Origin of the sequence: Arthrobacter woluwensis, assembly GCF_030816155.1 — a bacterium.
Classification (GTDB): Bacteria; Actinomycetota; Actinomycetes; order Actinomycetales; family Micrococcaceae; genus Arthrobacter_E; species Arthrobacter_E woluwensis_A.
Genome location: NZ_JAUSXR010000001.1, coordinates 1036930 through 1062628 on the forward strand (window position 1 = coordinate 1036930; position 25699 = coordinate 1062628).

Sequence of the window (25699 nt, forward strand, 5' to 3'; positions counted from 1 at the left end):
GGCATCCGCGGCGTGGTCACCATGCGGTGATGCCGGACCAGTCGTGCACTGTCGTCCGCGGCCCCGGCCTGCGAGTAGTTCCGTCGCCCTCCCCACCTGCCACAATGGGGCCATGACTTCGCATTCCGAGCCGTCCGCTCCGAGCGCCTCCCGGGGCCGGCGGAGCGTCGACGAGCATGCGGCGGCCGTCCGGGACCTGCTCCGGCCTCTGCTGGACCGTCTGGAACGGGACGCCGTCACCGTGCCGCTCGCAGAGGCCCGGGGCCGGGTGCTGGCACGGCCGGTGATCGCGCCCCTGGACCTTCCGCCCTTCGACAACTCCCAGATGGACGGGTACGCCGTCCGGTCCGCCGATGTGCCCGGGCCGCTGACCGCCGTGGCGACCATCGCGGCGGGCCACGCTGAGGCGGCGCTCGCTCCGGAATCCGGCCCGCGCTCCGCCGCCCCGATCATGACCGGCGCCATGATGCCGGCCTGGGCGGACGCCGTCGTGCCCGTGGAAGCCGCCGAGCCTCCGCGCTTCGTGACGACCGGCGAAGAGGTGACCCTGCCGGGGGCCCCGGCGGGGCAGTTCGTCCGCGCCCGGGGGAGCGACGTGGCCCGCGGGACCACGGTGCTGGACGCCGGGGCGCGTCTCGGCGCGCCGCAGATCGCGCTGCTGGCCGCACTCGGGCTGGTGGAGGTTCCGGTGCGCGAGGCGCTGCGCGTGGCCGTGGTCAGCACCGGGGACGAACTCGTCCAGGCCGGTGAAGCGCTCCCTCCGGGCAGGATCTACGACTCGAACGGTCCCATGCTCGCGGCCGCGCTCGACGACGCCGGCGCGCGGGTGAGCCTGGTCCAGGCGCAGGAGGACAGTCCGGAAGGGCTGCGGGCCACGCTGTCCCGGCTCGACGGGGTGGACCTCGTCGTGAGCACGGGCGGCATCAGCCAGGGGGCCTTCGAAGTGGTCAAACAGGGTCTGGAGGACGGCGTGGAGTTCGTCTCGGTGGCTCTGCAGCCGGGCGGACCCCAGGCCCTGGGCGCCGTCACCATCGCGAGCGGACCCGTGCCATTCCTGGGATTTCCGGGCAACCCCGTGAGTTCGCTCGTCTCGTTCGAGATGTTCCTCCGCCCCCTCCTGGCAGGCCCGCGCCCGAGTGTCCGGGCCGTGCTGGAGGGCGCGGCGGACAGCCCGACGGCCAAGCACCAGGTGCGGCGGGGCATCCTGCGGGACGGACGGGTCCGTCTCGAAGGCGGCGCCGGATCGCACCTCCTGCACGCCCTGGCACAGGCCGATTGCCTGGTCCACCTCCCAGTGGGCCTCGACCGCGCCGACGACGGCGCCGAAGTGGAAGTATGGATCGTATGACGCAACCCCAGGCCGGAGACGGCCCTCAACTGACCCATGTCCGGGCCGACGGCAGCGCCCACATGGTCGACGTCTCGGCCAAGGAGGAGACCACGCGCGTGGCCACGGCCCAGGCGGTCCTCCGGACCACGCCCGAGGTCGTGCGACTCCTCGGGGAGGGCGGACTGCCTAAGGGCGACGCGCTCGCCGTGGCCCGCGTCGCCGGGATCATGGCCGCGAAGAAGACGCCGGAACTCGTGCCGCTGTGTCATCCGCTGCCGATCTCCAAAGTCACCGTGGACTTCGAGCTCCTGGAGGATTCCGTCCGCATCGAAGCGCTGGTCAAGACCCGCGGCGTGACCGGCGTGGAGATGGAGGCCCTCACGGCGGCGAGCGTCGCCGCGCTCGGCGTCTACGACATGATCAAGGCCGTGGACAAGCACGCGGTCATCACGGACATCCAGGTGCTCGCGAAGAGTGGCGGCAAGAGCGGGGACTGGACGCGATGAGCCACGGACTGAGGAAGAACCGCGCCGGAGTGGTGGTGGCGTCCACGAGCGCCGCGGCAGGACTCGCCGAAGACCTGACCGGCCCGGTGCTGGTGGACTGGCTGCGGGAACACGGCTTCGAGGTGGGGGAGCCGCTCGTGGTGCCCGACGGCGCGGCGGTCGGCGCCGCTCTCCGCGCGCTCGTGCAGGTGGGCTCCGCCGTCGTGATCACCACCGGGGGCACCGGCCTGACCCCGGATGACCTCACCCCGGAGGAGACCCTCCCACTCCTGGACCGCCAGGTGCCCGGTCTCATGGAGGCGATCCGCGCAGTCGGCCTCGCCAAGACCCCGTTCGCCGCCCTGAGCCGGGGATACGCCGGGCTGGCCGGTGACTGCCTGGTGGTCAACCTGCCGGGTTCCCCGAAGGGCGTGATGGACGGCCTCGGCGTCCTCGACCCCCTCATCAGCCACATCTGCGCCCAGGCCCAGGGAGAACATCATGACCACTGACAACGCACAGCCCACTGAAAACACCCAGCCGGCAGAGAATGCCCAGCACGCCCGCGTCCTGTTCGCGGAGCTGAGCTCCGCGCCGATCTCCGCCGACATGGCCCTCGACGCCGTGTCACACGACCGGGCCGGCGCCGTCGTGACGTTCTGCGGCGTGGTCCGCGACCACGACGGCGGCCGTTCCGTGGACCGTCTCAACTATTCGGCCCACCCCAGCGCCCAGGAGGCCCTCGACCGGATCGTCGCCGAGCTGGGGGACGCCCACGGCGAGGCCACGCTCTGGGTGTCGCACCGCGTGGGAGCCCTCTCGATCGGCGACGCGGCGCTCGTCTGCGCGGTCGCGACCCCGCACCGGCGGGAGGCGTTCGCCCTCTGCTCGGACATCGTCGAACGGGTCAAGGCGGAGGTGCCCATCTGGAAGGAGCAGTTCTTCTCGGACGGGACCGTCGAATGGGTGGGCGTCTGAGGCTCGGCCTCCAAGACTCCGCCTCCCACGGGGACGTCCCCGTTTTCAGTGCGTGCCCGGCGCCCGGATACGCTTGAACCATGAGCATCAGAGTGGCAGTGATCGGCGCGGGCGGGCGCATGGGCGGCGAGGCCGTGAAGGCCGTGGAGGCGGCTCCTGACCTGGAACTGGTCGCCGCGCTGCGCCGCCAGGACGGGCTCGAGACCATCCTCGACGCCGGAGCCACCCACGTGGTGGACCTGAGCGTTCCGGACTCCACGGAGCGCAATGTCCGTTTCGCGGTCGAGCACGGCCTGCACGCCGTGGTGGGCACCACCGGCTGGACGCCGGAGCGGCTCGCTTCGCTCCGCGAACTGCTCGCCACGCGGCCCGGGGTCGGCGTGCTGATCGCCCCGAACTTCGCCCTGGGGTCCGTGCTGGCCAGCGCTTTCGCGGCCAAGGCCTCCCGCTACTTCGAATCCGTGGAGATCGTCGAACTGCACCACCCGGACAAGGTGGACGCCCCGTCCGGCACCGCGGCGCGCACCGCGGAACTGATCGCCGGCGCCCGCGAGGCGGCAGGGGTCCCGGCGAGCCCGGACGCGACGCAGAGCGACCCGCTCGGCGCCCGGGGCGCCGTCGTCGACGGGGTTCACGTCCACAGCGTCCGTCTCCGCGGCCTGGTGGCCCACCAGGAGGTCCTGCTGGGCGGTCCGGGCGAGCAACTGACCATCCGCCATGATTCGTACGACCGCGCCTCCTTCATGCCCGGGGTGCTCCTGGGCCTGCGCGAGGTGGCGGGCCACCCGGGCCTGACCCACGGGCTCGACGGCTACCTGGATCTGGGGCTGTAGATGAAAGAGTTCTGGGCCGCGTACAAGACCAAGATCTGGGTGGGGGCCATCACCCTCCTGCTGGTGTTCTACCTGGTGGTGACGTTCAACCGCGCCGTGCTGCTGCTGATGGATCCGCAGCCCGTGGCGAAGGCGATGGGCCTGGCGTATCTCGTGCTGCCGGTGGTGGGCGCCTGGGCGCTCATTCGGGAGCTGATGTTCGGCGCACGCACCGAGCGGATGGCCAGGGTGCTCGAGGAGGAAGGCGGACTGCCGCCGGACAATCTGCCACGCACCCCTGCCGGCCGGATCGTCCGTGAGGCGGCCGACGCCGAGTTCGTGAAGTACCAGCGGGAGGCCGAGGCGGCGCCCGAGGACTGGCGCGTCTGGTTCCGGCTGAGCTGCGCGTACGACGCCGCCGGGGACCGCCGTCGTGCCCGCTCCGCCATGCGTGACGCGGTCGGTCTCTTCCGCCGCGGCTGACAGCGTCACCGGACCGGCGCGCACCGCGCTGGACGCCGACGGATTCCCGCCATGCGGGACCGTGTTGCAGAGGTATGACGGATTCACGATAACCTTCATGCATGGCTGTTTCTGGTACGCACACCCCCAACCTCGGAACTCTTCTGACCGCGATGGTCACACCGTTCACCGATGATGGAGTGGTCGACTACCGGAAAGCGGCGGAACTGGCCGAGCACCTCGTGGACAACGGCTGTGACGGCCTCGTCGTCACCGGCACCACGGGGGAGACCTCCACGCTGACCGATGACGAGAACGTGGGCATGTTCCGCGCCGTCAAGGAGGCCGTGGGGGACCGCGCTGTGATCATCGCGGGCACCGGCACCAATGACACCGCTCACTCGATCCAGCTCTCCCGCCGCGCCGAGGAAGTCGGCGTGGATGGTCTGCTGATCGTGACGCCGTACTACAACAAGCCGAGCCAGGCCGGAGTTCAGGCGCATTTCGAAGCCGTCGCAGACTCCACGGGCCTGCCCGTCATGCTGTACGACATCCCCGGCCGTTCCTCGATCGAGATCGCGCCCGAGACCATGATCCGCCTCGCGGAGCACCCCAACATCGTCGCCGTCAAGGACGCCAAGGCGGACTTCGCCAAGGCCACGCGTGTCCTGCGGGAGACGGATCTGGTGTTCTACTCGGGCGATGACGGCCTCACCCTGGAATGGATGGCCCTCGGGGCCGTCGGCCTGGTGGGCGTGACCACCCATGTCGCCACGGCGAAGTTCCGCGCTCTCGTGGACGCCGTGAACGCCGGAGACCTGGCCACCGCCCGCACCCTCAACTTCGACCTCGAACCCGTGGTCCGTGCCACCATGACCCGCGCCCAGGGCGCCGTGGCGGCCAAGCAGATTCTTCAGTGGCAGAACGTCCTGCCCAACTCGCGTGTCCGCCTGCCCCTCGTGGAGCTGAGCGACGCCGAGCAAGCCATCATCCGTGAAGACTTGGCGGAGGCCGCGTGGGTCCTGGGCTGAAACAGCCAGGATCCGCTGCGGCTGTCGCCGGAAAGTAGCCAGATATGACCCAACTCGCGTTTTCCCACCTCACCACGCCTCCCAAGCTGGCGAAGGATACGCTCCGCATCGTTCCCCTGGGTGGCCTCGGGGAGGTGGGGCGCAACATGGCGGTCTTCGAGATCGCCGGCAAGCTCCTCATCGTCGACTGCGGCGTGCTCTTCCCCGAAGAGACGCAGCCCGGCGTGGACCTCATCCTCCCGGACTTCTCCTACATCGAGGACCGTGTCGATGACATCGTGGCCGTCATCCTGACGCACGGCCACGAGGACCACATCGGCGCCGTGCCGTACCTGCTGCGCCTGCGCCGCGACATCCCCCTGGTGGGCTCCCAGCTGACGCTGGCCCTCGTGGAGGCGAAGCTCGTGGAGCACCGCATCCGCCCCAAGACCATGGTGGTGGAGGAGGGACAGGTCGAGCAGTTCGGCCCGTTCAACTGCGAATTCGTCGCCGTGAACCACTCCATCCCGGACGCCCTGGCCGTCTTCATCCGCACCGCGGGCGGCACCGTGCTGCACACCGGTGACTTCAAGATGGACCAGCTTCCCCTGGACGGCCGCATCACCGACCTCCGTCACTTCGCCCGCCTGGGCGAGGAGGGCGTGGACCTCTTCATGTCCGACTCCACGAACGCCGATGTGCCCGGCTTCACCACCGCGGAGAAGGAGATCGGCCCGACCCTGGACCGCCTTTTCGGCCAGGCCAAGAAGCGCATCATCGTGGCCTCCTTCTCCTCGCACGTCCACCGCGTGCAGCAGGTGCTCGACGCCGCAGCGAAGCACGGCCGCAAGGTGGCCTTCGTGGGCCGCTCCATGGTCCGCAACATGCAGATCGCCTCGAAGCTCGGCTACCTCGAGGTACCGGACGGCATCCTGGTGGACCTGAAGAACGTGGACAAGCTTCCCGATGAGAAGGTCGTCCTCATGTCCACCGGTTCTCAGGGTGAGCCGATGGCCGCTCTGTCCCGCATGGCCAATGGCGACCACCGCGTGCAGGTGGGCACGGGCGACACCGTGATCCTGGCGTCCAGCCTGATCCCGGGCAATGAGAACGCCGTCTTCCGCATCATCAACGGCCTGCTCAAGCTGGGCGCGGACGTGATCCACAAGGGCAACGCCAAGGTGCACGTCTCGGGTCACGCCGCTGCCGGTGAGCTCCTCTACTGCTACAACATCCTCGAACCGCTCAACGCCATGCCCGTGCACGGTGAGACTCGGCACCTGATCGCCAATGGCAAGATCGCCGAGGAGTCCGGCGTGCCGGGCGAGAACATCGTCCTGGCGGACAACGGCACCGTGGTGGATCTGCATGACGGCCTGGCGAACATCGTCGGCCAGGTCGAGGTCGGCTTCGTCTACGTGGACGGCTCCAGTGTCGGTGAGATCACCGACGCGGACCTGAAGGACCGCCGGATCCTCGGCGACGAGGGCTTCATCTCGATCGTGACCGTGATCAACCGCAGCACCGGCAAGGTGGTCTCCGGGCCGGAGATCCACGCCCGTGGTGTGGCGGAGGAGGATGCCGTCTTCGACGAGATCATCCCCAAGATCAACGCCGCCCTCGAAGAGGCCGTCGCCGAGCGCAAGGATCACACCACTCACCAGCTCCAGCAGGTGGTGCGCCGCGTGATCGGGACCTGGGTGAACCGCCGTCTCCGTCGCAAGCCGATGATCATCCCGGTGGTCCTGGAGGCCTGATTCCTTCGGACTCCGATTCCAGAAGCGCCGTAGAACCCCGGAAATCCGGGGTTCTACGGCGCTTCTGGGCTAGGGTGGGACTATGGCGACCCGCACCCCTTCCGCGCCAAAAGGCACCACGAAAAGCAAAACCGGCACCTCCGCCCCGCGTGGCGGCTCAGGCCGGACCACTGCTTCCAAGGCTGCGGCCGCCCGGCACCAGAATGCCGGAGCCGCCGAACAGCCGTGGATCGTCCGCGCCCTGGCGGGCGCCTACCTCGGCCTGGCGCACGCCGTGGGCGCCGGGGTGCGCCGCGTCGGCCGGGACGTCAGCGGCCTCGACCCGGAGGCCCGCCGCGACGGCGCCGCCTTCTTCAATCTGCTCCTCGCGGTCTTCATCGCCACGTTCGCGTGGTGGGGTCTGAGCGGCTGGCTGCCCACCGTGGTGGCCTCCGTGGTCAACGGCACCTTCGGGTGGATGACCTACCTGCTGCCGCTCATGCTCGCCGTCTGCGGTGTCCGGCTCTTCCGCCACCCGGAGGACACCCGCGGGAACAACCGCATCGGCATCGGCTTCATCATCATGACCATCGCGGGCTCAGGCCTCGCCCATGTGATCGGCGGCCAGCCGAGCCCATTCGACGGTTTCGACGGCGTGCGCCGCGCCGGCGGCATGGTCGGTTTCCTGGTGGGATCCCCGCTGGCGGCCGTCCACGCGGCCCTGCCGATCGCGCTGTACTCGTTCCTGGCCTTCACCTCGGTGCTGATCGTGACGGCCACGCCGTTCACGGCCATTCCCCGCAGGATCCGGGAAGCCTACGAGCACCTCATGGGCATGGACCTGCAGGACCCCCTCACGGCTGACGGCCACGACCGCAGTTACCTCTACGAGCACGACCGGCCCGCGAAGCCGGCCCGGAAGCGCAAGCTCTTCGGCAAGGACAAGGGCGCGGAGGACCGTGCCGTGGACCGGTACGTGGGCGATGAGGCCTTCGAACACGCCGTGATCGACGACGACGCGGCAGGCCCGGCGGGCGCCTCGGCTCCGGTGCTCGGCGTCGCGGCCCCTGCCGCACCGGCCGTCCCCGCCGGCGTCCGCCGGCCCACCCAGTCCGAGCTGGCCCGCGAGAAGATCAAGGAACGCCAGGCGCAGCCCGAGCCCACGAGCCAGGACGACACCGCCACCCAGGCCCTTCCCGCCGTCGCGGCCACCACGGTGTTCAATGTCGAGCCGCAGAAGCCGCCCATGCCGGCCCCGATCCCTCAGCGGACCGAGCAGCTCTCACTCGCCGGGGACGTGACGTACACGCTGCCCAACGCCGACGCCCTGGTGGCCGGCAGCGTGCCGAAGGAGCGCACGGAGGCCAACGACGCCGTCGTCGCCGCGCTGACGGACACGCTGCAGCAGTTCAATGTGGACGCCGCCGTGACCGGCTTCAGCCGTGGCCCGACCGTGACGCGTTACGAGATCGAACTGGCTCCCGGCACCAAGGTGGAGCGGGTCACCGCGCTGTCCAAGAACATCTCTTACGCCGTGGCGAGCTCGGATGTCCGCATCCTGAGCCCCATCCCCGGCAAGAGCGCCATCGGCATCGAGATCCCGAACACGGACCGCGAGACCGTGTCCCTGGGCGACGTCCTGCGCAGCCAGAACGCCCGTCGCACCGACCACCCGATGGTGATGGGCGTCGGCAAGGACGTCGAGGGCGGCTTCGTGGTCGCCAACCTGGCCAAGATGCCGCACATGCTGGTGGCGGGCGCCACGGGCGCCGGTAAGTCGTCCTTCGTGAATTCCATGATCACGTCCATCCTCATGCGCGCGACGCCGGACGAGGTGCGTATGGTCATGGTCGACCCGAAGCGCGTGGAACTCACCGCGTACGAGGGCGTCCCGCACCTCATCACCCCGATCATCACCAACCCGAAGAAGGCCGCCGAGGCCCTCCAGTGGGTGGTGCGGGAGATGGACGCGCGGTACGACGATCTGGCGAACTACGGCTACAAGCACATCGACGACTTCAACAAGGCCGTGCGGGCCGGCAAGGTGGTCCCGCCGCCGGACTCGAAGCGCATCATCAAGCCGTATCCGTACCTCCTGGTCATCGTGGACGAGCTCGCGGACCTCATGATGGTCGCGCCGCGCGACGTCGAGGACTCGATCGTCCGCATCACGCAGCTGGCCCGTGCCGCCGGCATCCACCTCGTGCTCGCGACCCAGCGTCCTTCCGTGGACGTGGTGACCGGTCTGATCAAGGCCAACGTCCCGTCCCGTATGGCGTTCGCGACGTCGTCCGTCACGGACTCCCGCGTGGTCCTGGACCAGCCGGGCGCCGAGAAGCTGATCGGCCAGGGTGACGCCCTGTTCCTGCCGATGGGCGCATCCAAGCCCATGCGTGTCCAGGGCGCTTGGGTCAGCGAGTCCGAGATCCACAAGGTCGTCGAGCACGTCAAGGGTCAGCTCCAGGTCACCTATCGTGACGACGTGGCGGCCGAGGCGCCCAAGAAGCAGATCGACGACGATATCGGGGACGATCTGGACCTCCTGCTGCAGGCCACCGAACTCGTGGTCACCACGCAGTTCGGCTCCACGTCCATGCTGCAGCGCAAGCTCCGCGTGGGCTTCGCCAAGGCCGGCCGTCTGATGGACCTCATGGAGTCGCGGGGCGTCGTCGGCCCGTCGGAGGGGTCCAAGGCGCGCGACGTCCTCGTGAAGCCGGACGATCTGGGCGCCGTCCTCGCCACGATCCGCGGTGATGACGTTCCGGCAGCGCCGGACGCCACCACCGAGGCCCTCGCCGACAACGCCAATGCCAATCACCAGATGGGTGACTACGGCGTCGACCTGGTCCAGCAAGACCTCGACGCCCGGAAACAGGCGGGCGACTACGGGGACGACGACGATGATGACGAGGGCGAAGACGCGTGGCAGCTGACCGGACGGTAGCCTGAGTACGTGAGCGGAACCCCGACGTCGCAGGTCTGGAACCTGCCCAACATCCTGACCATGCTGCGGATCGCACTGGTCCCGTTTTTCGCCTGGTTCCTGCTCGCGGACGCGGGCGAGCACGGCCTGTGGCGCTGGGCCGCCCTGGCGGTGTTCGCCGTCGCGATGTACACGGACAAGCTGGACGGTGACATCGCCCGAGCCCGTGGCCTGATCACGGACTTCGGGAAGATCGCCGACCCGATCGCGGACAAGCTCCTGACTGGCGCGGCCTTCGTGATCCTGTCGTTCCTCACCGAGATCCCGTGGTGGGCCACGGTGATCATCCTGGTGCGCGAGTGGGGGATCACCCTGCTGCGCCTGGTGGTCATCCGGTATGGGGTCATCCCGGCCTCCAGCGGCGGCAAGATCAAGACCGTGCTGCAGACGGTGGTGCTCTTCCTCTACCTCCTTCCGTTCACGGCGCAGTGGCCGTGGCTCGGGGTGGTGGCGTTCATCCTGATGCTGGCCACCGTGGCGGTCACCCTCGTGACAGGACTGCAGTACGTGTTCCTGTCAGCGCGGCTCATCCGGGGAGGCACCCGTGCCTGACGCTTTCGCCGGGACGGTCCGGGAGACGGTGGAACTCGCCATCTCGCGCGGCGTCACGGTCGCCACAGCCGAGTCCCTGACCGCAGGGCTCGTCGCGGCACGGCTCGCGGACGTGCCGGGCGCCTCGGCGACCCTGCGTGGGGGAGTCGTGTCCTACCACAACGAGGTCAAGGAACACGTCCTGGGCGTCAGTGGCGCACTGCTCGCCGAACGGGGTTCGGTGGACGCCGAGGTGGCGCGGCAGATGGCCGCCGGGGCGCTCCGTGCCTGCGGAGCGGATCTGGCCGTGAGCACGACGGGTGTGGCAGGCCCCGAGCCCCATGACGGCAAGTCCGTGGGCACCGTGTTCATCGGCATCGCGGACGGGCTGGGGACGCGGGCGTTCACCCATCACTTCGTGGGTGGACGGGAGCAGATCCGTGAAGCGGCGTTACGCGGCGCAATCGGCCATTTGCTGGACGCTCTCCGTGAGTTCCCTGGAAAAGAGCCTGCGGGGAACAAAAGCTGAGAGCCGGGAGTTACTTTAGTGTCGCCATCACAAGGGTGATGGTCATAGGATGAAATTCAGGCCGAGGCCTGAACGAAGGAGCAAGCGATACACATGGTCAAGCAGCCCGTATCCGTGAACGGCGTGGTCCGCTGGAAGGATGTGGGCCTACTCGATCCGGCACAGCACGAAGCGAAGGAGCGCAAGATGGTGATCCTACGTCACGAGATCGGTGACGTCCTCCGCGATGTCCGTCAGCGCCAGGGACGCACACTGCGGGAGGTCTCCCACAGCGCGCGGGTTTCGCTCGGGTACCTGAGTGAGGTCGAGCGTGGCCAGAAGGAAGCCTCCTCTGAGCTGCTCTCCTCGATCTGCTCGGCATTGGACGTTCCGCTGTCCAGCATGCTCCGTGAAGTCAGTGACCGTGTGGCCGTGGCCGAGGGCGTCGCCGTCCCGGACACCGTCCCGCAGGACTTCACCCAGCGCTACGGCCGTGGCCTGGGGGACGAGCTGGAGCTCGTCGGGAGCCGCTGAGAGCGGCTGATATGAGAAGGAAGGGCCCCGGCACCTCGTGTGCCGGGGCCCTTCCCTGTTCCGTGACGGGGTGCGTGCCTACAGGCCGTCCCGCTCGTAGATCGTGTTGAGCCGTTCCAGGTTCTCGGCCAGCGCGTCCAGAGCGGGAGTGTCCCATTCGCCCAGGCGCTGGCGGAAGATCTCTCGCCGGGCGTCCTGCACGCGGGCCATGGTCTCCTCGCCGTGCTCGGTGAGGTGCAGCAGCTGTGCCCGCCCGTCCAGAGGATCGGCGTCCTTCGACACCAGCCCCAGTTGCATCAGGAAGGTGATCTGGCGGCTCACCGTGGGCTTGCCGACCCCGATCAGACCCGCCAGCTCGGTCAGCCGGATGGGGCCCTGTCTGCGGAGGATCGAGAGCAGGCCGTACGCGGAAGGGTCCATGTCCGGATGGACCTGCCGTGACAGGCGGAGGGACACCGCGCGGCCGCGGCGCCAGAGGAGGCTGAGCTGATGCTCGACGGCGTGGATCGCCTCATCGAGGCGCGCGCCTTCGGGGGTGTCCGGCGCCGGGGCCTCCGCTGCTGTGGGCCTGTCGCCGGAGGCGGGGCTGGCGGCGCTGCCGGCGCTCTCGGCTGGAATCATGGTTCCATTCTAGGTTGGCGGGCGGCGCTGTCCGATGCGTCGCGGCTCTGTGACCATGGCGCTGACCGGGCATGAGAAGCTGGTCGGATGCGACGTTCCCAGTTCTGGCAGTTGATGGATGACGAGTTCGGTCCCGCGTATGCGCGCCATCTGGCCACGAACCTCGCGCTGCGCGAGCTCGGCAGCCGGACGCCGGACCAGGCGCTCCGGGACGGGCTCGACCTGAGGGCCATCTGGATCGCCGTGTGCGAAGCCCAGGATGTTCCGGAGAACCGGCGTCTGGGCAAGGACCCGAAGGCCGCCAAGAAGGCCTGAGACGCGGAGTCTTTCCCGTAAGTTCCTTCAACACGCCGCGAAATCATTCGAATAGTTGTTCGAATGGGGCTAGGCTGATATCCAGAGAAAAGACGGCCGAGTTGTCCACATGAGCAAGGTCGCAGGAATTAATGTCAGTCCTGCTTCTTAGGCTCATCAGTGAAGGTTCCCACCCGGGAACCGACGATTCGCGTCATCATCTTCGCCGGGCCGCACGGGTCCGCGAAACAACCTAGGGGTAGGGGTACGTCATGGCGGCAGCAACACCGGACCGCGCCAAAGCTCTTGAAGCGGCACTGGCCCAGATCGACAAGCAATTCGGCAAGGGATCCATCATGCGGCTCGGGGATGACACCCGTGCGCCCATCGAGGTGATCCCCACGGGTTCCATCGCGATGGATGTGGCCCTCGGCATCGGCGGCCTGCCGCGCGGGCGTGTGGTGGAGATCTATGGTCCGGAATCCTCCGGTAAGACCACGGTCGCTCTGCATGCTGTCGCCAACGCTCAGCGCAATGGCGGACTCGCTGCCTTCATCGACGCCGAGCACGCTCTGGACCCGGAGTACGCGGCCAAGCTGGGCGTGGACACGGATGCCCTGCTGGTCTCCCAGCCGGACACCGGTGAGCAGGCCCTGGAGATCATGGACATGCTGGTCTCCTCCGGCGCTCTGGACATCATCGTCATCGACTCCGTGGCAGCCCTCGTGCCGCGCGCGGAAATCGAAGGCGAGATGGGTGACAGCCACGTGGGTCTGCAGGCCCGTCTGATGAGCCAGGCACTCCGTAAGATCACCGGTCGGCTGAACCAGACCAAGACCACCGCCATCTTCATCAACCAGCTGCGTGAGAAGATCGGTGTCTTCTTCGGCTCTCCGGAGACGACCACCGGTGGTAAGGCTCTGAAGTTCTACGCGTCGGTGCGTATGGACGTGCGCCGTATCCAGACCCTCAAGGAGGGCGCGGACTCGGTGGGCAACCGGACGAAGGTCAAGATCGTCAAGAACAAGATGGCTCCGCCCTTCAAGACCGCCGAGTTCGACATCATCTACGGTCAGGGCATCTCCCGTGAGGGCGGCATCATCGACATGGGTGTGGAGCACGGCATCATCAAGAAGTCCGGCTCCTGGTACACCTATGACGGTGACCAGCTCGGCCAGGGCATGGAGAACTCCCGCCGGTTCCTCCGGGACAATCCGGATCTCGCCGACGAGCTCGAGCGTCTCATCAAGGAGAAGCTCGGCGTGGGCCAGGTCGCTCAGGTTGAGGAAGAGAACCCGAAGCTGAAGGCCGTCGACGGGTACTGAGTTGACGCGTTCTGAGCAGCCCTCTACCGACAACACGAGCGCTGAACCCTGGAGCCCTGGCACGTCCGTGCCGGGGCTCCAGCCCGCTTCGGCCCTGTCCAAGCCCACCGGCCCGCCCAAGGAGCTGCCGTGGAGCGAGGAGAAGCCGGAAGGCCGAGAGGCGTCCGGAGTCCGTGCGAACCGCGGGGGATCTGCGGTCACGGGCCGGGCCGGCAGGAGGGGGCGTCGGGGTGTGCCCGATTCCGGCCTGCATGAGTCGCCGGAGGCTGGTCTGGACCGAGCTCCGGAAACCGGGGTGGATCGGGGCGTGGAGCGTGATCCGGAAGGCGGCTCCGAGGCCGCCCCTGTACGGAGGCGCAAGCGGTCCGAGTCCGCGGGCGCCGTTCCGTCGGAACCCGAACTGGATCGCGAGGCCGACCCGGAGTCCGTGGCTCGCGCCATCGTCCTGCGGCAGTTGAGCGCCGGACCGCGGACCCGTCACCAGCTCGCCACCAAGTTGAAGGACCGCGAGGTCCCCGAAGCGGCCGCACGGGCGGTGCTGGACCGATTCGAAGAACTCCGCCTCATCAACGACGCCGAGTTCGCCGAGCTCTGGGTCCGCAGCCGGGCTGAGCACCGGCACCTCGGTTCGTCCACTCTGCGACGCGAACTCCGCGAGAAGGGCGTGGCGGACGCTCTCATCGAGGTTGCCCTGGAGCAGCTCAGCGCCGCCGACGAGCGCGAATCGGCCCGCTACCTGGTGGCCAAGAAGCTGGCGCGCGTGGACCGGGCGTCGCTGGACCGCAAGGAGAAGGACAAACACACCCGCCGCCTCGTGGCCATGCTGGTGCGCAAGGGGCACTCACCGGGCGTGGCCTTCGGCATCGTCGCGGAGGAGCTGAACCGCGAGGACGACTCCTGGGAGTGAGCTCCGGCCCCTGAGCGGGAGCTCGTGAGGAGGTGCTCGCTCCAGTCCCGGTACCCTTGAAAGGTGAGTGTGAGCATTCCTTCTTCGACGTCCGCCGGCACTCCGGCCTCCGTTCCTGCCGCCGTCGGACTTGACGCGCCGGAGAACTCAGCCCCGCGGACCTATCAGGTCCGGACGTTCGGCTGCCAGATGAACGTCCACGACTCGGAGCGCATGTCGGGACTGCTGGAAGACGCGGGGCTGGTGCCCGCCACCGACGAGCTGGCCGACGTCATCGTCTTCAACACCTGTGCCGTCCGCGAGAACGCCGACAACAAGCTGTACGGTCACCTGGGCCAGTTGCGTCCCGTCAAGGAGAAGAACCCGGGGATGCAGATCGCCGTCGGGGGCTGCCTGGCTCAGAAGGACCGCGAGACGATCCTTCAGAAGGCCCCCTGGGTGGACGCCGTGTTCGGCACCCACAATGTGGGCGCTCTTCCGGCCTTGCTCGAACGCGCGCGGCACAACGCCAAGGCCGAGCTGGAGATCCTGGAGTCCCTGGAGGTCTTCCCGTCCACGCTGCCGACCAAGAGGGACTCGGTCTACTCGGGCTGGGTGTCCATCAGCGTCGGCTGCAACAACACCTGCACCTTCTGCATCGTGCCTTCGCTCCGCGGCAAGGAGCGGGATCGCCGGCCGGGGGAGATCCTCGCGGAGATCCAGGCCCTCGTGGACGACGGCGCCATCGAAGTGACCTTGCTCGGCCAGAACGTGAACTCCTACGGGGTCGAATTCGGCGACCGGCAGGCCTTCAGCAAGCTCCTGCGGGCCTGCGGCGACATCGAAGGACTCGAACGCGTCCGGTTTACGAGCCCGCATCCTGCAGCGTTCACGGATGACGTCATCGCCGCGATGGCCGAGACCCCCAACGTGATGCCTCAATTGCACATGCCGCTGCAGTCCGGTTCGGACAAGATCCTCAAGGACATGCGCCGTTCGTACCGTTCCACTCGCTTCCTCGGCATCCTCGACAAGGTGCGGGAACAGATCCCGGCCGCGGCCATCTCCACCGACATCATCGTGGGCTTCCCCGGCGAGACGGAGGAGGACTTCCAGGCCACCCTCGACGTCGTGGAGAAGTCCCGCTTCGCCACCGCCTTCACCTTCCAGTACTCCAAGCGTCCCGGCACGCCCGCCGCGGAACTCGAAGACCAGCTCCCCAAGGCCTTGGTCCAGGAGCGGTACGAGCGGCTGACCGCTCTGCAGGACCGGATCGCCGCCGAGGAGAACGCGAAGCAGGTGGGACGCGAAGTGGAGGTCCTCGTCGCGGCTCAGAGCGGCCGGAAGTCGGACCAGACGCACCGCCTCAGTGGACGTGCCAAGGATCAGCGACTCGTTCACTTCAGCGTCCCTGAAGGTGCCGAGATGCCCCGGCCCGGCGACCTCGTCACCGTGACCATCACCGAGGCCGCCCCGTTCCATCTCATCGCCGACCCCCGGGACGCCTCCGAGTACCGGCTGCGGCGCTCCCGTTCCGGCGACGCGTGGGATCGCGCCCAGGCAGATTCCTGTGGCGTCCCGTCCGCGGGGACCGCCGGCACGGTGCCGGGCAAGGGCGTGCTTCTCGGCATGCCGAAGCTGCCCACCCCTGTCCGATGAGGGCAGGGATCCCGTCGGTGCTCTCCGGGGTGCGCGGCGCTTCGGCGAGGCGGACGATGCACGGGTCCCCGGGCTGGAAGCCCGCAGCGTGACGGCGGCTGGCCGTCCCTTGCCGCTGCTCGCCGTCGTCGGGGCCACCGGCACGGGGAAGTCCGAGCTGGGGCTGCGTCTCGCCGAGCGGCTGGGCGGGGAGATCATCAACGCGGACGCCATGCAGTTCTACCGGGGCATGGACATCGGGACGGCGAAACTCAGTGTCGCGGAACGTGCAGGGGTGCCCCACCACCTCCTGGACATCCTGGACGTGGTCGAGGAAGCCAGTGTCAGCGACTTCCAGGCCCAGGCACGGGCGCTGATCGACGACATCCGGAGCAGGGGAGCGGTGCCCATCCTGGTCGGAGGCTCCGGGCTGTACGTCCGAGCGGCTCTCGACGTCCTGGAGTTCCCCGGCACCGATCCTGAACTGCGCGCCATGCTGGAGGCCGAAGCGGCGGCCCGCGGCCTGGCACCCCTCCGTGAGCGTCTCCGGGCCGTCGACCCCGTCAGCGCGGAGCGCCTTCAGGATGAACGACGGGTCATCCGCGCCCTCGAGGTGCACCAGCTCACGGGTCGGCCGTTCAGTTCCTTCATGCCGACGCGGCAGTACGTCCAGCCGACGCTGCAGCTCGGCCTCGAAGCCGACCGCGAGGTCCTCAAAGAGCGCCTCGCTCTCCGGGTCCATCGCATGGTGGAGCAAGGGCTGGAGGACGAGGTCCGCGCCCTGGACGCCCGCGGACTGCGGCAGGGGAAGACGGCCGGCCGGGCGATCGGGTACGCGCAGTTCCTGGCGGCCCAGGACGGCGACCTCACCGTGGCGGAAGCCGTCGAGGACACGATCGTGGCGACGCGGAAGTTCGCGCGCCGGCAGCTCACCTGGTTCCGGGCGGATCCCCGGATCCACTGGCTGGACTGGACCGCGCCGGACCTCGTGGACCAGGCCCTGCGCCGGGTGGAGGAGGAGTTCCCGGGTTCGGTCGCTTAGATGAACATCTGTACGCTGGAAACATGACTGAGACGCTTTCCGCTCCCGCCGCCGTCGTCCTCGCCGGGCTGAGCGGCCTGGAGTTCGCCAAGGGCCACGGCACGGGCAATGACTTCGTGCTGATCGCGGACCCTGACGGCCTGCGTCCTCTCACGGCGGAGCAGGTGGCCGTGCTGTGCGACCGGCACCAGGGCATCGGCGGTGACGGACTCATCCGCGCCATCCCCTCCCGCCTTCTGCCCGAGGGTCAGGAGCTGCTCGCCTCCGAGCCGGACGCCGAGTGGTTCATGGACTACCGCAACAACGACGGCTCCATCGCCGAGATGTGCGGCAACGGCGTCCGAGCCTTCGTGCACTTCTTGCTCGACTCCGGGCTCGCCCGTCTCGATGACAACTCCCTCCTCAAGATCGGCACGCGGGCCGGCGTCAAGGTCGTCACGCTGGTGCCGGAGGGCTACGCGGTGGACATGGGGCCGTGGGCCTTCATCCACCCGGAGGAGGCCGCCGAGCGCGCCGTTGATTCTCTCGTCACCGCGCGCGGTCTGGACGGCGAACGCCCGGCACTGTCGATCACGATGGGCAATCCCCACACCGTCCTGGCACTTGCCGGGCTGGATGAGCTCGCCGCGCTTCCGCTCACCGAGATCCCCGCGGTGCACCCGACCCCGCCGAACGGCACGAATGTCGAGTTCGTGGTGCCCGCGGAGCCGCTCGTGCAGGACGGCAAAGGCCATGTCACCATGCGGGTGCACGAGCGCGGCGTCGGGGAGACCCAGTCGTGCGGCACCGGCGCGTGTGCGGCCGCCGCGGCGATCCGGTACTGGGCCGGTGCCGGCGCACCGTCGCGCTGGGATATTCAGGTCCCCGGTGGTGTGGTCGGCGTCGAGTTCCTGCCGGCCGCTGCCGATGGGGAGCACGTGGTCCTCAGTGGTCCTGCGACGATCGTGGCACGCGGCCGCCTGGCCTGAGAACCCCGCCGCGGCTGAGCGGAGGATATGCACACCGTACGTCGACGACGGCGGGCGGCCCCGGCGTCGTCGTGCTCAAGGAACATGGCCGGGGTGAAGAGCGTCAGCTTTCGCGGACGACCCGCAGGACGCGGAACGACTTCGCGGTCGAGAACCGTGAGACAGCGAACCCGGTGGGCAGGGTCTCCGCGAGCCATTTCTGCAGGGAGTCTGAGCCGAGGTTCTTCTGGACCACCAGGAAGGCCTCGCCGCCCGGGTTGAGCCGGGGAAGCCACAACTGCAGCAGGTCGTGGAGTTCCGCCTTGCCGATCCGGATGGGCGGGTTGGACCAGATGAGGTCGAAACCGAGGTCCGGGTCGACGTCCTGGGGGAGCGAGGCGCTCAGGTTGTCCAGCCCCAGCGTGGCCGCATTCTCCGTGGTCAGCGCGATGCAGCGCTGGTTGACGTCCACGGCGGTGACGTGCGCGTCCGGGGACTTGAGCGCCAAGGTCAGGGCGATGGGTCCCCAGCCGCAGCCGATGTCGAGGAACGAGCCTTCCGGAGCCGGTTCGGGCACTTCGTCCAGGAGGATCCTGGTGCCCTTGTCGATGGCGTCGGGGCTGAAGATGCCCGTGGAGGTGTGCAGGGAACGTTCCCGGCCGTCCAGAACGACGCTGAGCGGCTTGCGGATGAACTCGCCTGCGGGCTCGCTGCTGAAGTAGTGTGCGGACTCCATGCGTGCAACCTTAGTGGGCCGTGGGCAGGCGCGGGAGCTGGTAGAATGGTGCAATGCTGTCTTTCCTGTAATGAGTCCCGGACCCGCGCGCCGCTTCCCTGATCGATCCGCTGTTCATGCTGATCCCGGGTGAAGCCTGCCAACGCGTGGCACCGGTCGACCCCGTAACCCTGACCCCAGCGGTGCGGTAGTACAGGAATTCCTTCCAGACTGATCATTCGAGATCCCGGAAGACGTGTTTTTCCTTTCCGCACCTCCTTTCACCACTTGCCCGTGTTGTCGGAGCCTCCGGCTAGCATGGGACTCAACGCTTTGAGGGAGACCATGACTGAACAGACTCATTCTGGTTCTGAACTGAGCCCGGAGGAGATGCAGGCCGTCATCGACCGCATCCTCGCCACCGATTCCGACGCGGTGGAACCGGAAGCGGGGGCCGGCTCCGGCACCCCCCGCGGTACCGTGCTGGGCTCCAAAGCCCAGGCCCTGTCCACGCTGGACCGGGAACACAGTGAATTCGACGGCTTGCAGGAGGACCTCGCCGAAAGGCACGCCCGGCGCCGTGTGGCCGGTCTGTCCACCGAACTCGAGGACGTCACCGAGGTCGAGTACCGGCAGCTCCGCCTGGAGCGCGTGGTCCTGGCCGGGCTGTGGACCGAAGGCACACTCGCCGATGCGGAGAACTCCCTGCGGGAGCTCGCCGCGCTGGCCGAGACCGCCGGTTCCGAGGTGCTGGACGGTCTGGTCCAGAAGCGCCTCAAGCCGGACCCCGGGACGTTCCTCGGCTCCGGCAAGGCGCTGGAGCTCCGTGACATCGTCATGGCCACCGGCGCCGACACCGTGGTGGTCGACTCCGAGCTGGCGCCTTCGCAGAGGCGGTCCCTGGAGGACATCGTCAAGGTGAAGGTCATCGACCGCACCGGCCTCATCCTGGACATCTTCGCGCAGCACGCGAAGAGCCGGGAGGGCAAGGCGCAGGTCGAACTGGCACAGCTGGAGTACCTGCTGCCGCGTCTGCGTGGCTGGGGTGAATCCATGTCCCGTCAGGCCGGTGGCCAGGTGGGCAGCGCCGGCGCCGGCATGGGATCCCGTGGTCCCGGTGAGACGAAGATCGAATTGGACCGCCGGAAGATCCGCACTCGCATGGCGAAGCTCCGTCGTGAGATCGACGGCATGAAGCCCGCCCGTGAGGCCAAGCGTGCCAACCGCAAGCGCCACGAGGTCCCTTCGGTGGCGATCGCCGGCTACACCAACGCCGGCAAGTCCTCGCTGCTGAACCGTCTCACCGACGCCGGAGTCCTGGTGGAGAACGCGCTGTTCGCCACCCTGGACCCCACGGTGCGCAGAGCGCAGACGCCGGACGGGATCACCTACACGCTGGCCGACACGGTCGGGTTCGTGCGGTCCCTGCCGACGCAGCTCGTGGAGGCGTTCCGCTCCACGCTGGAGGAAGTGGCCGATTCGGACCTCATCCTGCACGTGGTGGACGCCTCGCACCCGGATCCTGAGGGCCAGATCGCGGCGGTCCGGCAGGTGTTCACCGAAGTTGATGCGCGCAAGGTCCCCGAGATCATCGTGCTGAACAAGGTGGACGCCGCGGATCCGTTCGTGGTGGAGCGCCTGAAGCAGCGGGAGCCTCGCTGCCTGGAGGTGTCGGCCCGTACCGGCGCCGGCATTCCGGAACTGCTGGCGGAGATCAGCCGTTCCATCCCGCGACCCGATGTGCGGATGGAACTGCTCGTGCCGTATCAGCGCGGAGATCTGCTGAACAAGCTGCACGAGGGTGAATCCGAGATCCTCAGCCTCGAACACACCGGGGAGGGCACCCGCGTCACCGTGGTGGTCCGTGAGTCCCTGGCCGCGGAACTGGAGCAATTCGCCATCCATGAGTGAGATGCCCGCGGCCCCGCAGGAGCCGGAGGAGGAGACCAGGGGGGACAGCCCCGCCATCCGGCGGGCGCTGTCCCTCCTGGACACCGCCGTCGGCAGCCTTGGAGGCCAGAACCGTCCCGGCCAGCACGAGATGGTCCGGCAGGTCGCCGCCTCCCTGGAGGAGCAGCGCCATCTGCTCGTCCAGGCGGGCACCGGCACCGGTAAGTCGCTCGGGTACCTCGTGCCCGTGATCGATGATGCCGTGCGCAACGGGCACCGTGCCGTGATCTCGACGGCGACGCTCGCGCTGCAGGCTCAGATCATGGGCCGGGATCTGCCCCGGCTGCTCGAGACCGTCACGCCTGAGCTCCCGCGTCCGGTGAAGACCGCGCTCGTGAAGGGCCGTTCGAACTATCTGTGCCTGCACAAGGTGGGCGGCGGCTTCCCCGAGGAGGACGCGTCGGACGATCAGCTCTTCGGCATGGGGGCGGACGGCGCGCTGTTCAGTTCGAACAACGGCCCGAGCCTCGGCAACGGGCCGGGCACCCAGCTCGGCCGCGAGATCCTACGGCTGCGCGAGTGGGCACAGGAGACCGACACCGGTGACCGGGACGACCTGACCCCGGGTGTCTCCGAACGGGCGTGGCGACAGGTGTCCGTCACGGCGCTGGAATGCCTCGGCCCCGCGAAGTGCCCGATGTCCGAAGAGTGTTTCAGTGAGCGGGCCCGGGCCACCGCCGCCGAGTCGGACGTCATCGTCACGAACCACGCCATGCTCGCCATCAACGCTTTTGAAGGCGTCGCCGTGCTGCCCGAATACGACGTCGTGGTCGTGGACGAGGCCCATGAATTGCAGGACCGGGTCACCAGTGCCGTCACCGGTCAGCTGTCCGAGGCGATGGTGACCGCCGCGGCACGGGCCGCCCGCCGTCATGCCCACATCAAGGTCGAAGCGCTCGACGCGGCGGCCGGCGCTCTGGAAGCCGAACTGGGTCTGCTGTCCACCGGCCTTCTGCCACGCGGCCCCGAGGAGCCGCTCGGCCGGGCCATCGACGCCGTGCGTGAGGCCTGCCGTGCGGCGCTGTCCGACTCGAAGCCCGAGCAGGGGCAGCCGGCGGACGGCGCCTTGCAGGCTGCTCGCTCGCGCCTCACGCAGCTCCTGGAAGTCAGCGAACGTCTCCTCGTGGCGGCTGAGCGGAAAGAGGTCGTCTGGGTGACCCGCAGCGGCACCTTCGAGCCAGGCACCGGCTATCGCCCCGCCGACGACGACGCCCCCGCCACCGTGACCGTGGCGCCTCTCAGCGTGGCCATGAAGCTCCGCGACGGACTGTTCGACGGCCACACCGCGATCCTCACCTCGGCGACCCTCGCCATCGGCGCCGCCTTTGAGCAGGCCGCCGGCGATGTGGGTCTGCAGGGGCCGGGCGCCCCCGACTGGGTGGGCGTCGACGTCGGCTCCCCGTTCGACTACCCGCGTCAGGGCATGCTGTATGTCGCACGCCATCTGCCCAAACCGGGCCGCGGCATCTCGCCGGAGGCGCTGGACGAGGTGGTGGACCTCATCAAGGCCTCGGGCGGTGGGGCCCTGGGCCTGTTCTCCTCACGGAGGGCTGCGGAGGAGGCGGCGGACTACGTCCGCGAACGGGTCGACGTCCCGATCCTGTGCCAGGGGGAGGCGACGATGAGTTCCCTCATCCAGGAATTCTCCGACGACCGGGACACGTGTCTCTTCGGCACGCTCACCCTGTGGCAGGGCGTGGACGTGCCGGGCGACTCCTGCCGGCTGGTCATCATGGACCGGATCCCGTTCCCGCGGCCGGACGACCCGCTCAACACCGCACGGTCCCGCGCCGTCGCCCAGAATGGCGGCAATGGGTTCATGGCGATCTCGGCCAGCAGCGCCGCGATCAAGATGGCCCAGGGCGCGGGCCGCCTCATCCGGTCCACGGGCGACAAGGGCGTCGTCGCCGTGCTGGATTCCCGGCTCGCCACGGAACGCTATGGCGGATTCATCCGGTCCACGTTGCCGCCGTTCTGGCCGACCACCGACCGTCAGGTGGTGCTCTCGGCGCTCCAACGGCTGTCGGGACATGAGGAGCCCGCTGCGGCGAAGAGCTGAGCCGGGCGGTGACCACCACGACAGAAACGGCGAGGGCCTGAGCGGATTTCCGCTCAGGCCCTCGCCGTCTGCTGTTCGCCTTCCGGCACGTGTTCCGTAGGGGACGAGGCCGCTTTCCTCAGAGGGACCGCAGCACCGAGACCACCTTGCCCATGACGGTGGCATGGTCGCCGAGAATCGGCTCGTAGCGCGTGTTCTGGGGGAGCAGCCACGTGTGGCCGTCACGCTGCCGGAAGGTCTTCACGGTCGCCTCATCGTCGAGGAGGGCGGCGACGATGTCCCCGTTCTCGGCGTTGTTCTGGCGCCTGACCACCACCCAGTCGCCGTCGCAGATGGCCGCGTCGATCATGGAGTCACCCGCCACCTGGAGCATGAAGAGTTCGCCATGGCCCACGAGCTGGCGGGGGAGCGGCATGACGTCCTCCACTTGCTGGTCAGCCAGGATCGGGCCACCGGCCGCGATACGCCCGACCAGGGGGACCATGGCCGCGTCCGAGGACGTGCTGAGCTCCGCCACGATCGACCGGGGCTCGGGCAGCGACGCCACGCGGGGAGCCTCCCGGGAGTCCAGCGTCAGCGGAATGAGGATCTCCATGGCGCGGGGGCGCTTCGGGTCGCGGCGGATGTAACCGAGCCGCTCCAGCTGGCTCAGCTGGTGCGTGACGCTGGAGAGGCTCGCGAGCCCCACCGTGTCTCCGATCTCCCGCATCGACGGCGGGTACCCCTTGGCCTCGACCGAGCGTTGGATGGTCTCCAGGATCTTCTTCTGACGGGGAGTGAGGCCACGGTTGGCCGGCGCCCTGCTGGGGCCGGCTTCGTTCGATGAACTCCTGGCCATCTGTCACTCCCTGGATCTCGTGTGGGGCCTTCCCGCCCTCCGGGGAGGCCGGGTCCTGCCGGTCGCTCTCGCCTGCCCCTGGTCCGGGCGGCTCGAAATTTTTGTCAGTGCCCCCTGGTGTGCTGTTCACCGAAGGAACTCTTCCTGCGTCCAACGCTAGGCCAGGAGGATGCCCGAATCAAACATTTGTTCTAGCGAGTCTTGACAGTGTTCGTAGGTATGTCCTAAAAATAGTAGTAACAAGGTTCGAATACATGTTCGAACCGGGCTGGATGTACGGCGTATTGCCATCGAACGTAGATGCCAAGCGGCGTGATGGAAGCGAGGAAACGAAATGTCAGCACAGGCTGTTGCGATCACCGGAACGCAGACTGCTCCGCGGATGCGGTTGACCCGCCGCGGGCGGTTCGTCTTCTTCGGCCTGCCGGCCGCGCTCCTGCTCGCCGCGATCATCACCGTCGCGCTGGGCATGCTGCTCACGCCGGCCATCGCGAGCGACACGCACTCGGTGGGCTCGTCCCAGACCGTGGTCGTCCAGCCCGGAGACACGGTCTGGGCCATCGCTCAGCGGGTCGCTCCGGGCCGGGACACCCGTGAGGTCGTCGGTGAGATCGCTCGCCTGAACGATCTGAAGGCTTCGGAGATCGTTGCGGGCCAGGACCTCTTCGTTCCTGCGCAGCGTTGATTCAAGCAGCGCTGATCCTGCCGCTCTGAACCCGCCGGCCGATCCGCCTGTCAGCGGCCTGCGCGTCCCTTTCGGTTCACGGGCCGGCCCAGGGGGCAACAATTCAAGGCGGAGGAGCCGGGCAAACTAGACTGTACGGGTGAGCGAACAAATGCAGCGCTTGGCGAAGCTTCCCCTGCGAGACAATCTCCGGGGGATCAGCCCCTACGGTGCCCCCCAGATCGACGTCCCCGTGCTTCTGAACGTCAATGAGAACACTCATGGCGTTCCCGCTCCTGTCGTCCAGGCCATCACGGAAGCCGTGACCCACGCCGCCACGACCCTCAACCGGTACCCGGACCGGGAATTCACTGAACTTCGCACCGCGCTGGCCGACTACCTGGGCCACGGCCTCACCGCCGAGAACATCTGGGCCGCCAACGGGTCCAATGAAGTGCTGCAGCAGATCCTCCAGGCCTTCGGCGGCCCGGGCCGCACCGCGCTGGGCTTCCCCCCGACGTACTCCATGTACCCCCTGCTGGCCAGCGGCACGGACACCGAATATGTGAAGGGCGTCCGCGACGCCGACTTCGAACTCTCCGCCGAGTCCGCCGCCCGGCAGGTGCGCGAGCTCGGACCGAGTGTCGTGTTCCTCTGCTCTCCGAACAACCCCACCGGGACCAAGCTCGGCCTCGACGTGGTCGAAGCCGTGTACGAGGCGGGCGAGGCCAGCCGGACCATCGTGATCGTCGACGAGGCGTACCACGAGTTCGCGCATGAAGGCACTCCGAGCGCCCTCACACTGCTGCCCGGCCGGGAGCGTCTGATCGTCAGCCGCACGATGAGCAAGGCGTTCGCCCTCGCGGGCGCCCGCCTGGGCTATCTGGCCGCCGCCCCGGAGATCACCGATGCCCTCCGCCTGGTCCGTCTCCCGTACCACCTCTCGGCGATCACCCAGGCCACCGCCCTGGCCGCACTGTCTCACCGGGAACTGCTTATGGCGGACGTGGAGGACATCAAGGTCCAGCGGGACCGCATCGTGGCGGAGCTCCGCGAAATGGGGCTGAAGCCCGCGTCCTCGGACTCGAACTACGTCTTCTTCGGCGGCATGGAGGACCCTGCAGCCATCTGGCAGGGTCTTCTGGACGCCGGAGTCCTGATCCGCGACGTCGGGATCCCGGGGCATCTCCGGGTCACCGCCGGCACGGAGCCGGAGACCACGGCGTTCCTCAACCGGCTCCGGGAGCTGCTCGGGCATTCCGCCTGAACGGCATCCCGCCCGAAGGGCGATTCGCTTGAGGGCCGGGCCGCCGCCCTTCCGGACCGCTGGACCCTCGCGGGGTCCGGAACG

General features: G+C 68.5%; 25 protein-coding genes. 22 read left to right on the plus strand and 3 right to left on the minus strand.

Annotation, left to right across the window (positions count from 1 at the left end; genetic code table 11):
• Positions 1–112: 112 nt before the first annotated feature.
• From QFZ52_RS04635 to QFZ52_RS04690, 12 genes are all read left to right on the plus strand, one after another.
• A complete protein-coding gene (locus QFZ52_RS04635; RefSeq protein ID WP_307496465.1) occupies positions 113–1348 on the plus strand; it encodes a molybdopterin molybdotransferase MoeA in 1236 nt (411 codons plus the stop codon).
• Positions 1345–1836 carry a cyclic pyranopterin monophosphate synthase MoaC gene (gene moaC / locus QFZ52_RS04640; protein ID WP_373425623.1) on the plus strand — a complete coding sequence of 164 codons (492 nt, stop codon included), beginning with the start codon at positions 1345–1347 and terminating at the stop codon, positions 1834–1836. The genes QFZ52_RS04635 and moaC overlap by 4 nt, the downstream gene beginning before the upstream one ends.
• Positions 1833–2327, plus strand: coding sequence for a MogA/MoaB family molybdenum cofactor biosynthesis protein (locus QFZ52_RS04645; protein WP_066215309.1), 495 nt, complete (start codon positions 1833–1835; stop codon positions 2325–2327). Before moaC ends, QFZ52_RS04645 begins: the two co-directional genes overlap by 4 nt.
• A gap of 97 nt (positions 2328–2424) precedes the next feature.
• A complete protein-coding gene (locus tag QFZ52_RS04650; protein WP_307498658.1) occupies positions 2425–2793 on the plus strand; it encodes a molybdenum cofactor biosynthesis protein MoaE in 369 nt (122 codons plus the stop codon).
• 80 nt (positions 2794–2873) lie between these two features.
• Positions 2874–3626 (plus strand): 4-hydroxy-tetrahydrodipicolinate reductase, encoded by a 753-nt coding sequence (gene dapB, locus QFZ52_RS04655; protein ID WP_307496467.1) that lies wholly within the window; start codon positions 2874–2876, stop codon positions 3624–3626.
• Entirely contained in the window at positions 3627–4088 is a 462-nt protein-coding gene (locus tag QFZ52_RS04660) for a hypothetical protein (RefSeq protein ID WP_307496468.1), read from the plus strand.
• 101 nt (positions 4089–4189) lie between these two features.
• Entirely contained in the window at positions 4190–5098 is a 909-nt protein-coding gene (gene dapA, locus QFZ52_RS04665) for a 4-hydroxy-tetrahydrodipicolinate synthase (protein WP_307496469.1), read from the plus strand.
• A 44-nt stretch (positions 5099–5142) separates the two neighbouring features.
• Positions 5143–6834 carry a ribonuclease J gene (locus QFZ52_RS04670; RefSeq protein ID WP_307496470.1) on the plus strand — a complete coding sequence of 564 codons (1692 nt, stop codon included), beginning with the start codon at positions 5143–5145 and terminating at the stop codon, positions 6832–6834.
• A gap of 82 nt (positions 6835–6916) precedes the next feature.
• Positions 6917–9757, plus strand: a complete 2841-nt coding sequence (locus QFZ52_RS04675; protein ID WP_307496471.1) for an FtsK/SpoIIIE family DNA translocase — start codon at positions 6917–6919, stop codon at positions 9755–9757.
• 9 nt (positions 9758–9766) lie between these two features.
• Positions 9767–10348, plus strand: coding sequence for a CDP-diacylglycerol--glycerol-3-phosphate 3-phosphatidyltransferase (pgsA, locus tag QFZ52_RS04680; RefSeq protein ID WP_307496473.1), 582 nt, complete (start codon positions 9767–9769; stop codon positions 10346–10348).
• Complete coding sequence (locus tag QFZ52_RS04685; protein ID WP_307496474.1) at positions 10341–10856, plus strand: CinA family protein; 516 nt, start codon at positions 10341–10343, stop codon at positions 10854–10856. The genes pgsA and QFZ52_RS04685 overlap by 8 nt, the downstream gene beginning before the upstream one ends.
• Positions 10857–10949: 93 nt before the next feature.
• Positions 10950–11369, plus strand: coding sequence for a helix-turn-helix domain-containing protein (locus tag QFZ52_RS04690; protein WP_066215327.1), 420 nt, complete (start codon positions 10950–10952; stop codon positions 11367–11369).
• Between the two features lie 78 nt (positions 11370–11447).
• Here the strand turns inward: QFZ52_RS04690 and QFZ52_RS04695 are convergent, their stop codons facing one another.
• Positions 11448–11990: a MarR family winged helix-turn-helix transcriptional regulator gene (locus tag QFZ52_RS04695; RefSeq protein ID WP_307496475.1), complete on the minus strand. Its 543-nt coding sequence runs from the start codon at positions 11988–11990 to the stop codon at positions 11448–11450.
• Between the two features lie 87 nt (positions 11991–12077).
• Between QFZ52_RS04695 and QFZ52_RS04700 the strand changes: the two genes are divergently transcribed.
• From QFZ52_RS04700 to dapF, 6 genes are all read left to right on the plus strand, one after another.
• Positions 12078–12305: a DUF3046 domain-containing protein gene (locus QFZ52_RS04700; RefSeq protein WP_307496476.1), complete on the plus strand. Its 228-nt coding sequence runs from the start codon at positions 12078–12080 to the stop codon at positions 12303–12305.
• 251 nt (positions 12306–12556) lie between these two features.
• Complete coding sequence (recA, locus tag QFZ52_RS04705) at positions 12557–13609, plus strand: recombinase RecA (RefSeq protein ID WP_307496477.1); 1053 nt, start codon at positions 12557–12559, stop codon at positions 13607–13609.
• Positions 13610–13916: 307 nt separating this feature from the next.
• Positions 13917–14516, plus strand: coding sequence for a regulatory protein RecX (locus QFZ52_RS04710; RefSeq protein WP_307496478.1), 600 nt, complete (start codon positions 13917–13919; stop codon positions 14514–14516).
• A 63-nt stretch (positions 14517–14579) separates the two neighbouring features.
• Positions 14580–16154: a tRNA (N6-isopentenyl adenosine(37)-C2)-methylthiotransferase MiaB gene (gene miaB, locus QFZ52_RS04715; RefSeq protein WP_307496479.1), complete on the plus strand. Its 1575-nt coding sequence runs from the start codon at positions 14580–14582 to the stop codon at positions 16152–16154.
• Between the two features lie 88 nt (positions 16155–16242).
• Positions 16243–17175 (plus strand): tRNA (adenosine(37)-N6)-dimethylallyltransferase MiaA, encoded by a 933-nt coding sequence (gene miaA, locus QFZ52_RS04720; RefSeq protein WP_307496480.1) that lies wholly within the window; start codon positions 16243–16245, stop codon positions 17173–17175.
• Between the two features lie 23 nt (positions 17176–17198).
• Positions 17199–18143 (plus strand): diaminopimelate epimerase, encoded by a 945-nt coding sequence (gene dapF / locus QFZ52_RS04725; RefSeq protein ID WP_307496481.1) that lies wholly within the window; start codon positions 17199–17201, stop codon positions 18141–18143.
• Positions 18144–18246: 103 nt separating this feature from the next.
• On the opposite strand, the gene QFZ52_RS04730 is transcribed toward dapF, so the two are convergent.
• Entirely contained in the window at positions 18247–18858 is a 612-nt protein-coding gene (locus tag QFZ52_RS04730) for a class I SAM-dependent methyltransferase (RefSeq protein WP_307496482.1), read from the minus strand.
• A gap of 324 nt (positions 18859–19182) precedes the next feature.
• Here QFZ52_RS04730 and hflX point away from each other — a divergent pair, with 324 nt between their 5' ends.
• Together hflX and QFZ52_RS04740 are read left to right on the plus strand one after the other, a co-directional pair.
• Positions 19183–20748: a GTPase HflX gene (gene hflX / locus QFZ52_RS04735; RefSeq protein ID WP_307496483.1), complete on the plus strand. Its 1566-nt coding sequence runs from the start codon at positions 19183–19185 to the stop codon at positions 20746–20748.
• A 1-nt stretch (position 20749) separates the two neighbouring features.
• Positions 20750–22846, plus strand: coding sequence for an ATP-dependent DNA helicase (locus QFZ52_RS04740; protein WP_373425700.1), 2097 nt, complete (start codon positions 20750–20752; stop codon positions 22844–22846).
• A 118-nt stretch (positions 22847–22964) separates the two neighbouring features.
• Here QFZ52_RS04740 and lexA read toward each other — a convergent pair whose 3' ends face one another.
• On the minus strand, positions 22965–23684 hold the full coding sequence (gene lexA, locus QFZ52_RS04745) for a transcriptional repressor LexA (RefSeq protein WP_307496485.1): 720 nt from the start codon (positions 23682–23684) through the stop codon (positions 22965–22967).
• A 334-nt stretch (positions 23685–24018) separates the two neighbouring features.
• On the opposite strand from lexA, the gene QFZ52_RS04750 reads away from it, so the two are divergent.
• Positions 24019–24369 (plus strand): LysM peptidoglycan-binding domain-containing protein, encoded by a 351-nt coding sequence (locus tag QFZ52_RS04750; protein ID WP_278268688.1) that lies wholly within the window; start codon positions 24019–24021, stop codon positions 24367–24369.
• 139 nt (positions 24370–24508) lie between these two features.
• Positions 24509–25615, plus strand: coding sequence for a histidinol-phosphate transaminase (locus tag QFZ52_RS04755; protein ID WP_307496487.1), 1107 nt, complete (start codon positions 24509–24511; stop codon positions 25613–25615).
• Positions 25616–25699 lie beyond the last annotated feature (84 nt).

Excerpts from the sequence above, each read along its gene's own strand:
- QFZ52_RS04635 (WP_307496465.1), top strand. The coding sequence starts at position 113 with ATGACTTCGCATTCCGAGCCGTCCGCTCCGAGCGCCTCCCGGGGCCGG.
- moaC (WP_373425623.1), top strand. The coding sequence starts at position 1,345 with ATGACGCAACCCCAGGCCGGAGACGGCCCTCAACTGACCCATGTCCGG.
- QFZ52_RS04645 (WP_066215309.1), top strand. The coding sequence starts at position 1,833 with ATGAGCCACGGACTGAGGAAGAACCGCGCCGGAGTGGTGGTGGCGTCC.
- QFZ52_RS04650 (WP_307498658.1), top strand. The coding sequence starts at position 2,425 with ATGGCCCTCGACGCCGTGTCACACGACCGGGCCGGCGCCGTCGTGACG.
- dapB (WP_307496467.1), top strand. The coding sequence starts at position 2,874 with ATGAGCATCAGAGTGGCAGTGATCGGCGCGGGCGGGCGCATGGGCGGC.
- QFZ52_RS04660 (WP_307496468.1), top strand. The coding sequence starts at position 3,627 with ATGAAAGAGTTCTGGGCCGCGTACAAGACCAAGATCTGGGTGGGGGCC.
- dapA (WP_307496469.1), top strand. The coding sequence starts at position 4,190 with ATGGCTGTTTCTGGTACGCACACCCCCAACCTCGGAACTCTTCTGACC.
- QFZ52_RS04670 (WP_307496470.1), top strand. The coding sequence starts at position 5,143 with ATGACCCAACTCGCGTTTTCCCACCTCACCACGCCTCCCAAGCTGGCG.
- QFZ52_RS04675 (WP_307496471.1), top strand. The coding sequence starts at position 6,917 with ATGGCGACCCGCACCCCTTCCGCGCCAAAAGGCACCACGAAAAGCAAA.
- QFZ52_RS04690 (WP_066215327.1), top strand. The coding sequence starts at position 10,950 with ATGGTCAAGCAGCCCGTATCCGTGAACGGCGTGGTCCGCTGGAAGGAT.
- QFZ52_RS04695 (WP_307496475.1), bottom strand. The coding sequence starts at position 11,990 with ATGATTCCAGCCGAGAGCGCCGGCAGCGCCGCCAGCCCCGCCTCCGGC.
- QFZ52_RS04700 (WP_307496476.1), top strand. The coding sequence starts at position 12,078 with ATGCGACGTTCCCAGTTCTGGCAGTTGATGGATGACGAGTTCGGTCCC.
- recA (WP_307496477.1), top strand. The coding sequence starts at position 12,557 with ATGGCGGCAGCAACACCGGACCGCGCCAAAGCTCTTGAAGCGGCACTG.
- dapF (WP_307496481.1), top strand. The coding sequence starts at position 17,199 with ATGACTGAGACGCTTTCCGCTCCCGCCGCCGTCGTCCTCGCCGGGCTG.
- QFZ52_RS04730 (WP_307496482.1), bottom strand. The coding sequence starts at position 18,858 with ATGGAGTCCGCACACTACTTCAGCAGCGAGCCCGCAGGCGAGTTCATC.
- hflX (WP_307496483.1), top strand. The coding sequence starts at position 19,183 with ATGACTGAACAGACTCATTCTGGTTCTGAACTGAGCCCGGAGGAGATG.
- QFZ52_RS04740 (WP_373425700.1), top strand. The coding sequence starts at position 20,750 with ATGCCCGCGGCCCCGCAGGAGCCGGAGGAGGAGACCAGGGGGGACAGC.
- lexA (WP_307496485.1), bottom strand. The coding sequence starts at position 23,684 with ATGGCCAGGAGTTCATCGAACGAAGCCGGCCCCAGCAGGGCGCCGGCC.
- QFZ52_RS04750 (WP_278268688.1), top strand. The coding sequence starts at position 24,019 with ATGTCAGCACAGGCTGTTGCGATCACCGGAACGCAGACTGCTCCGCGG.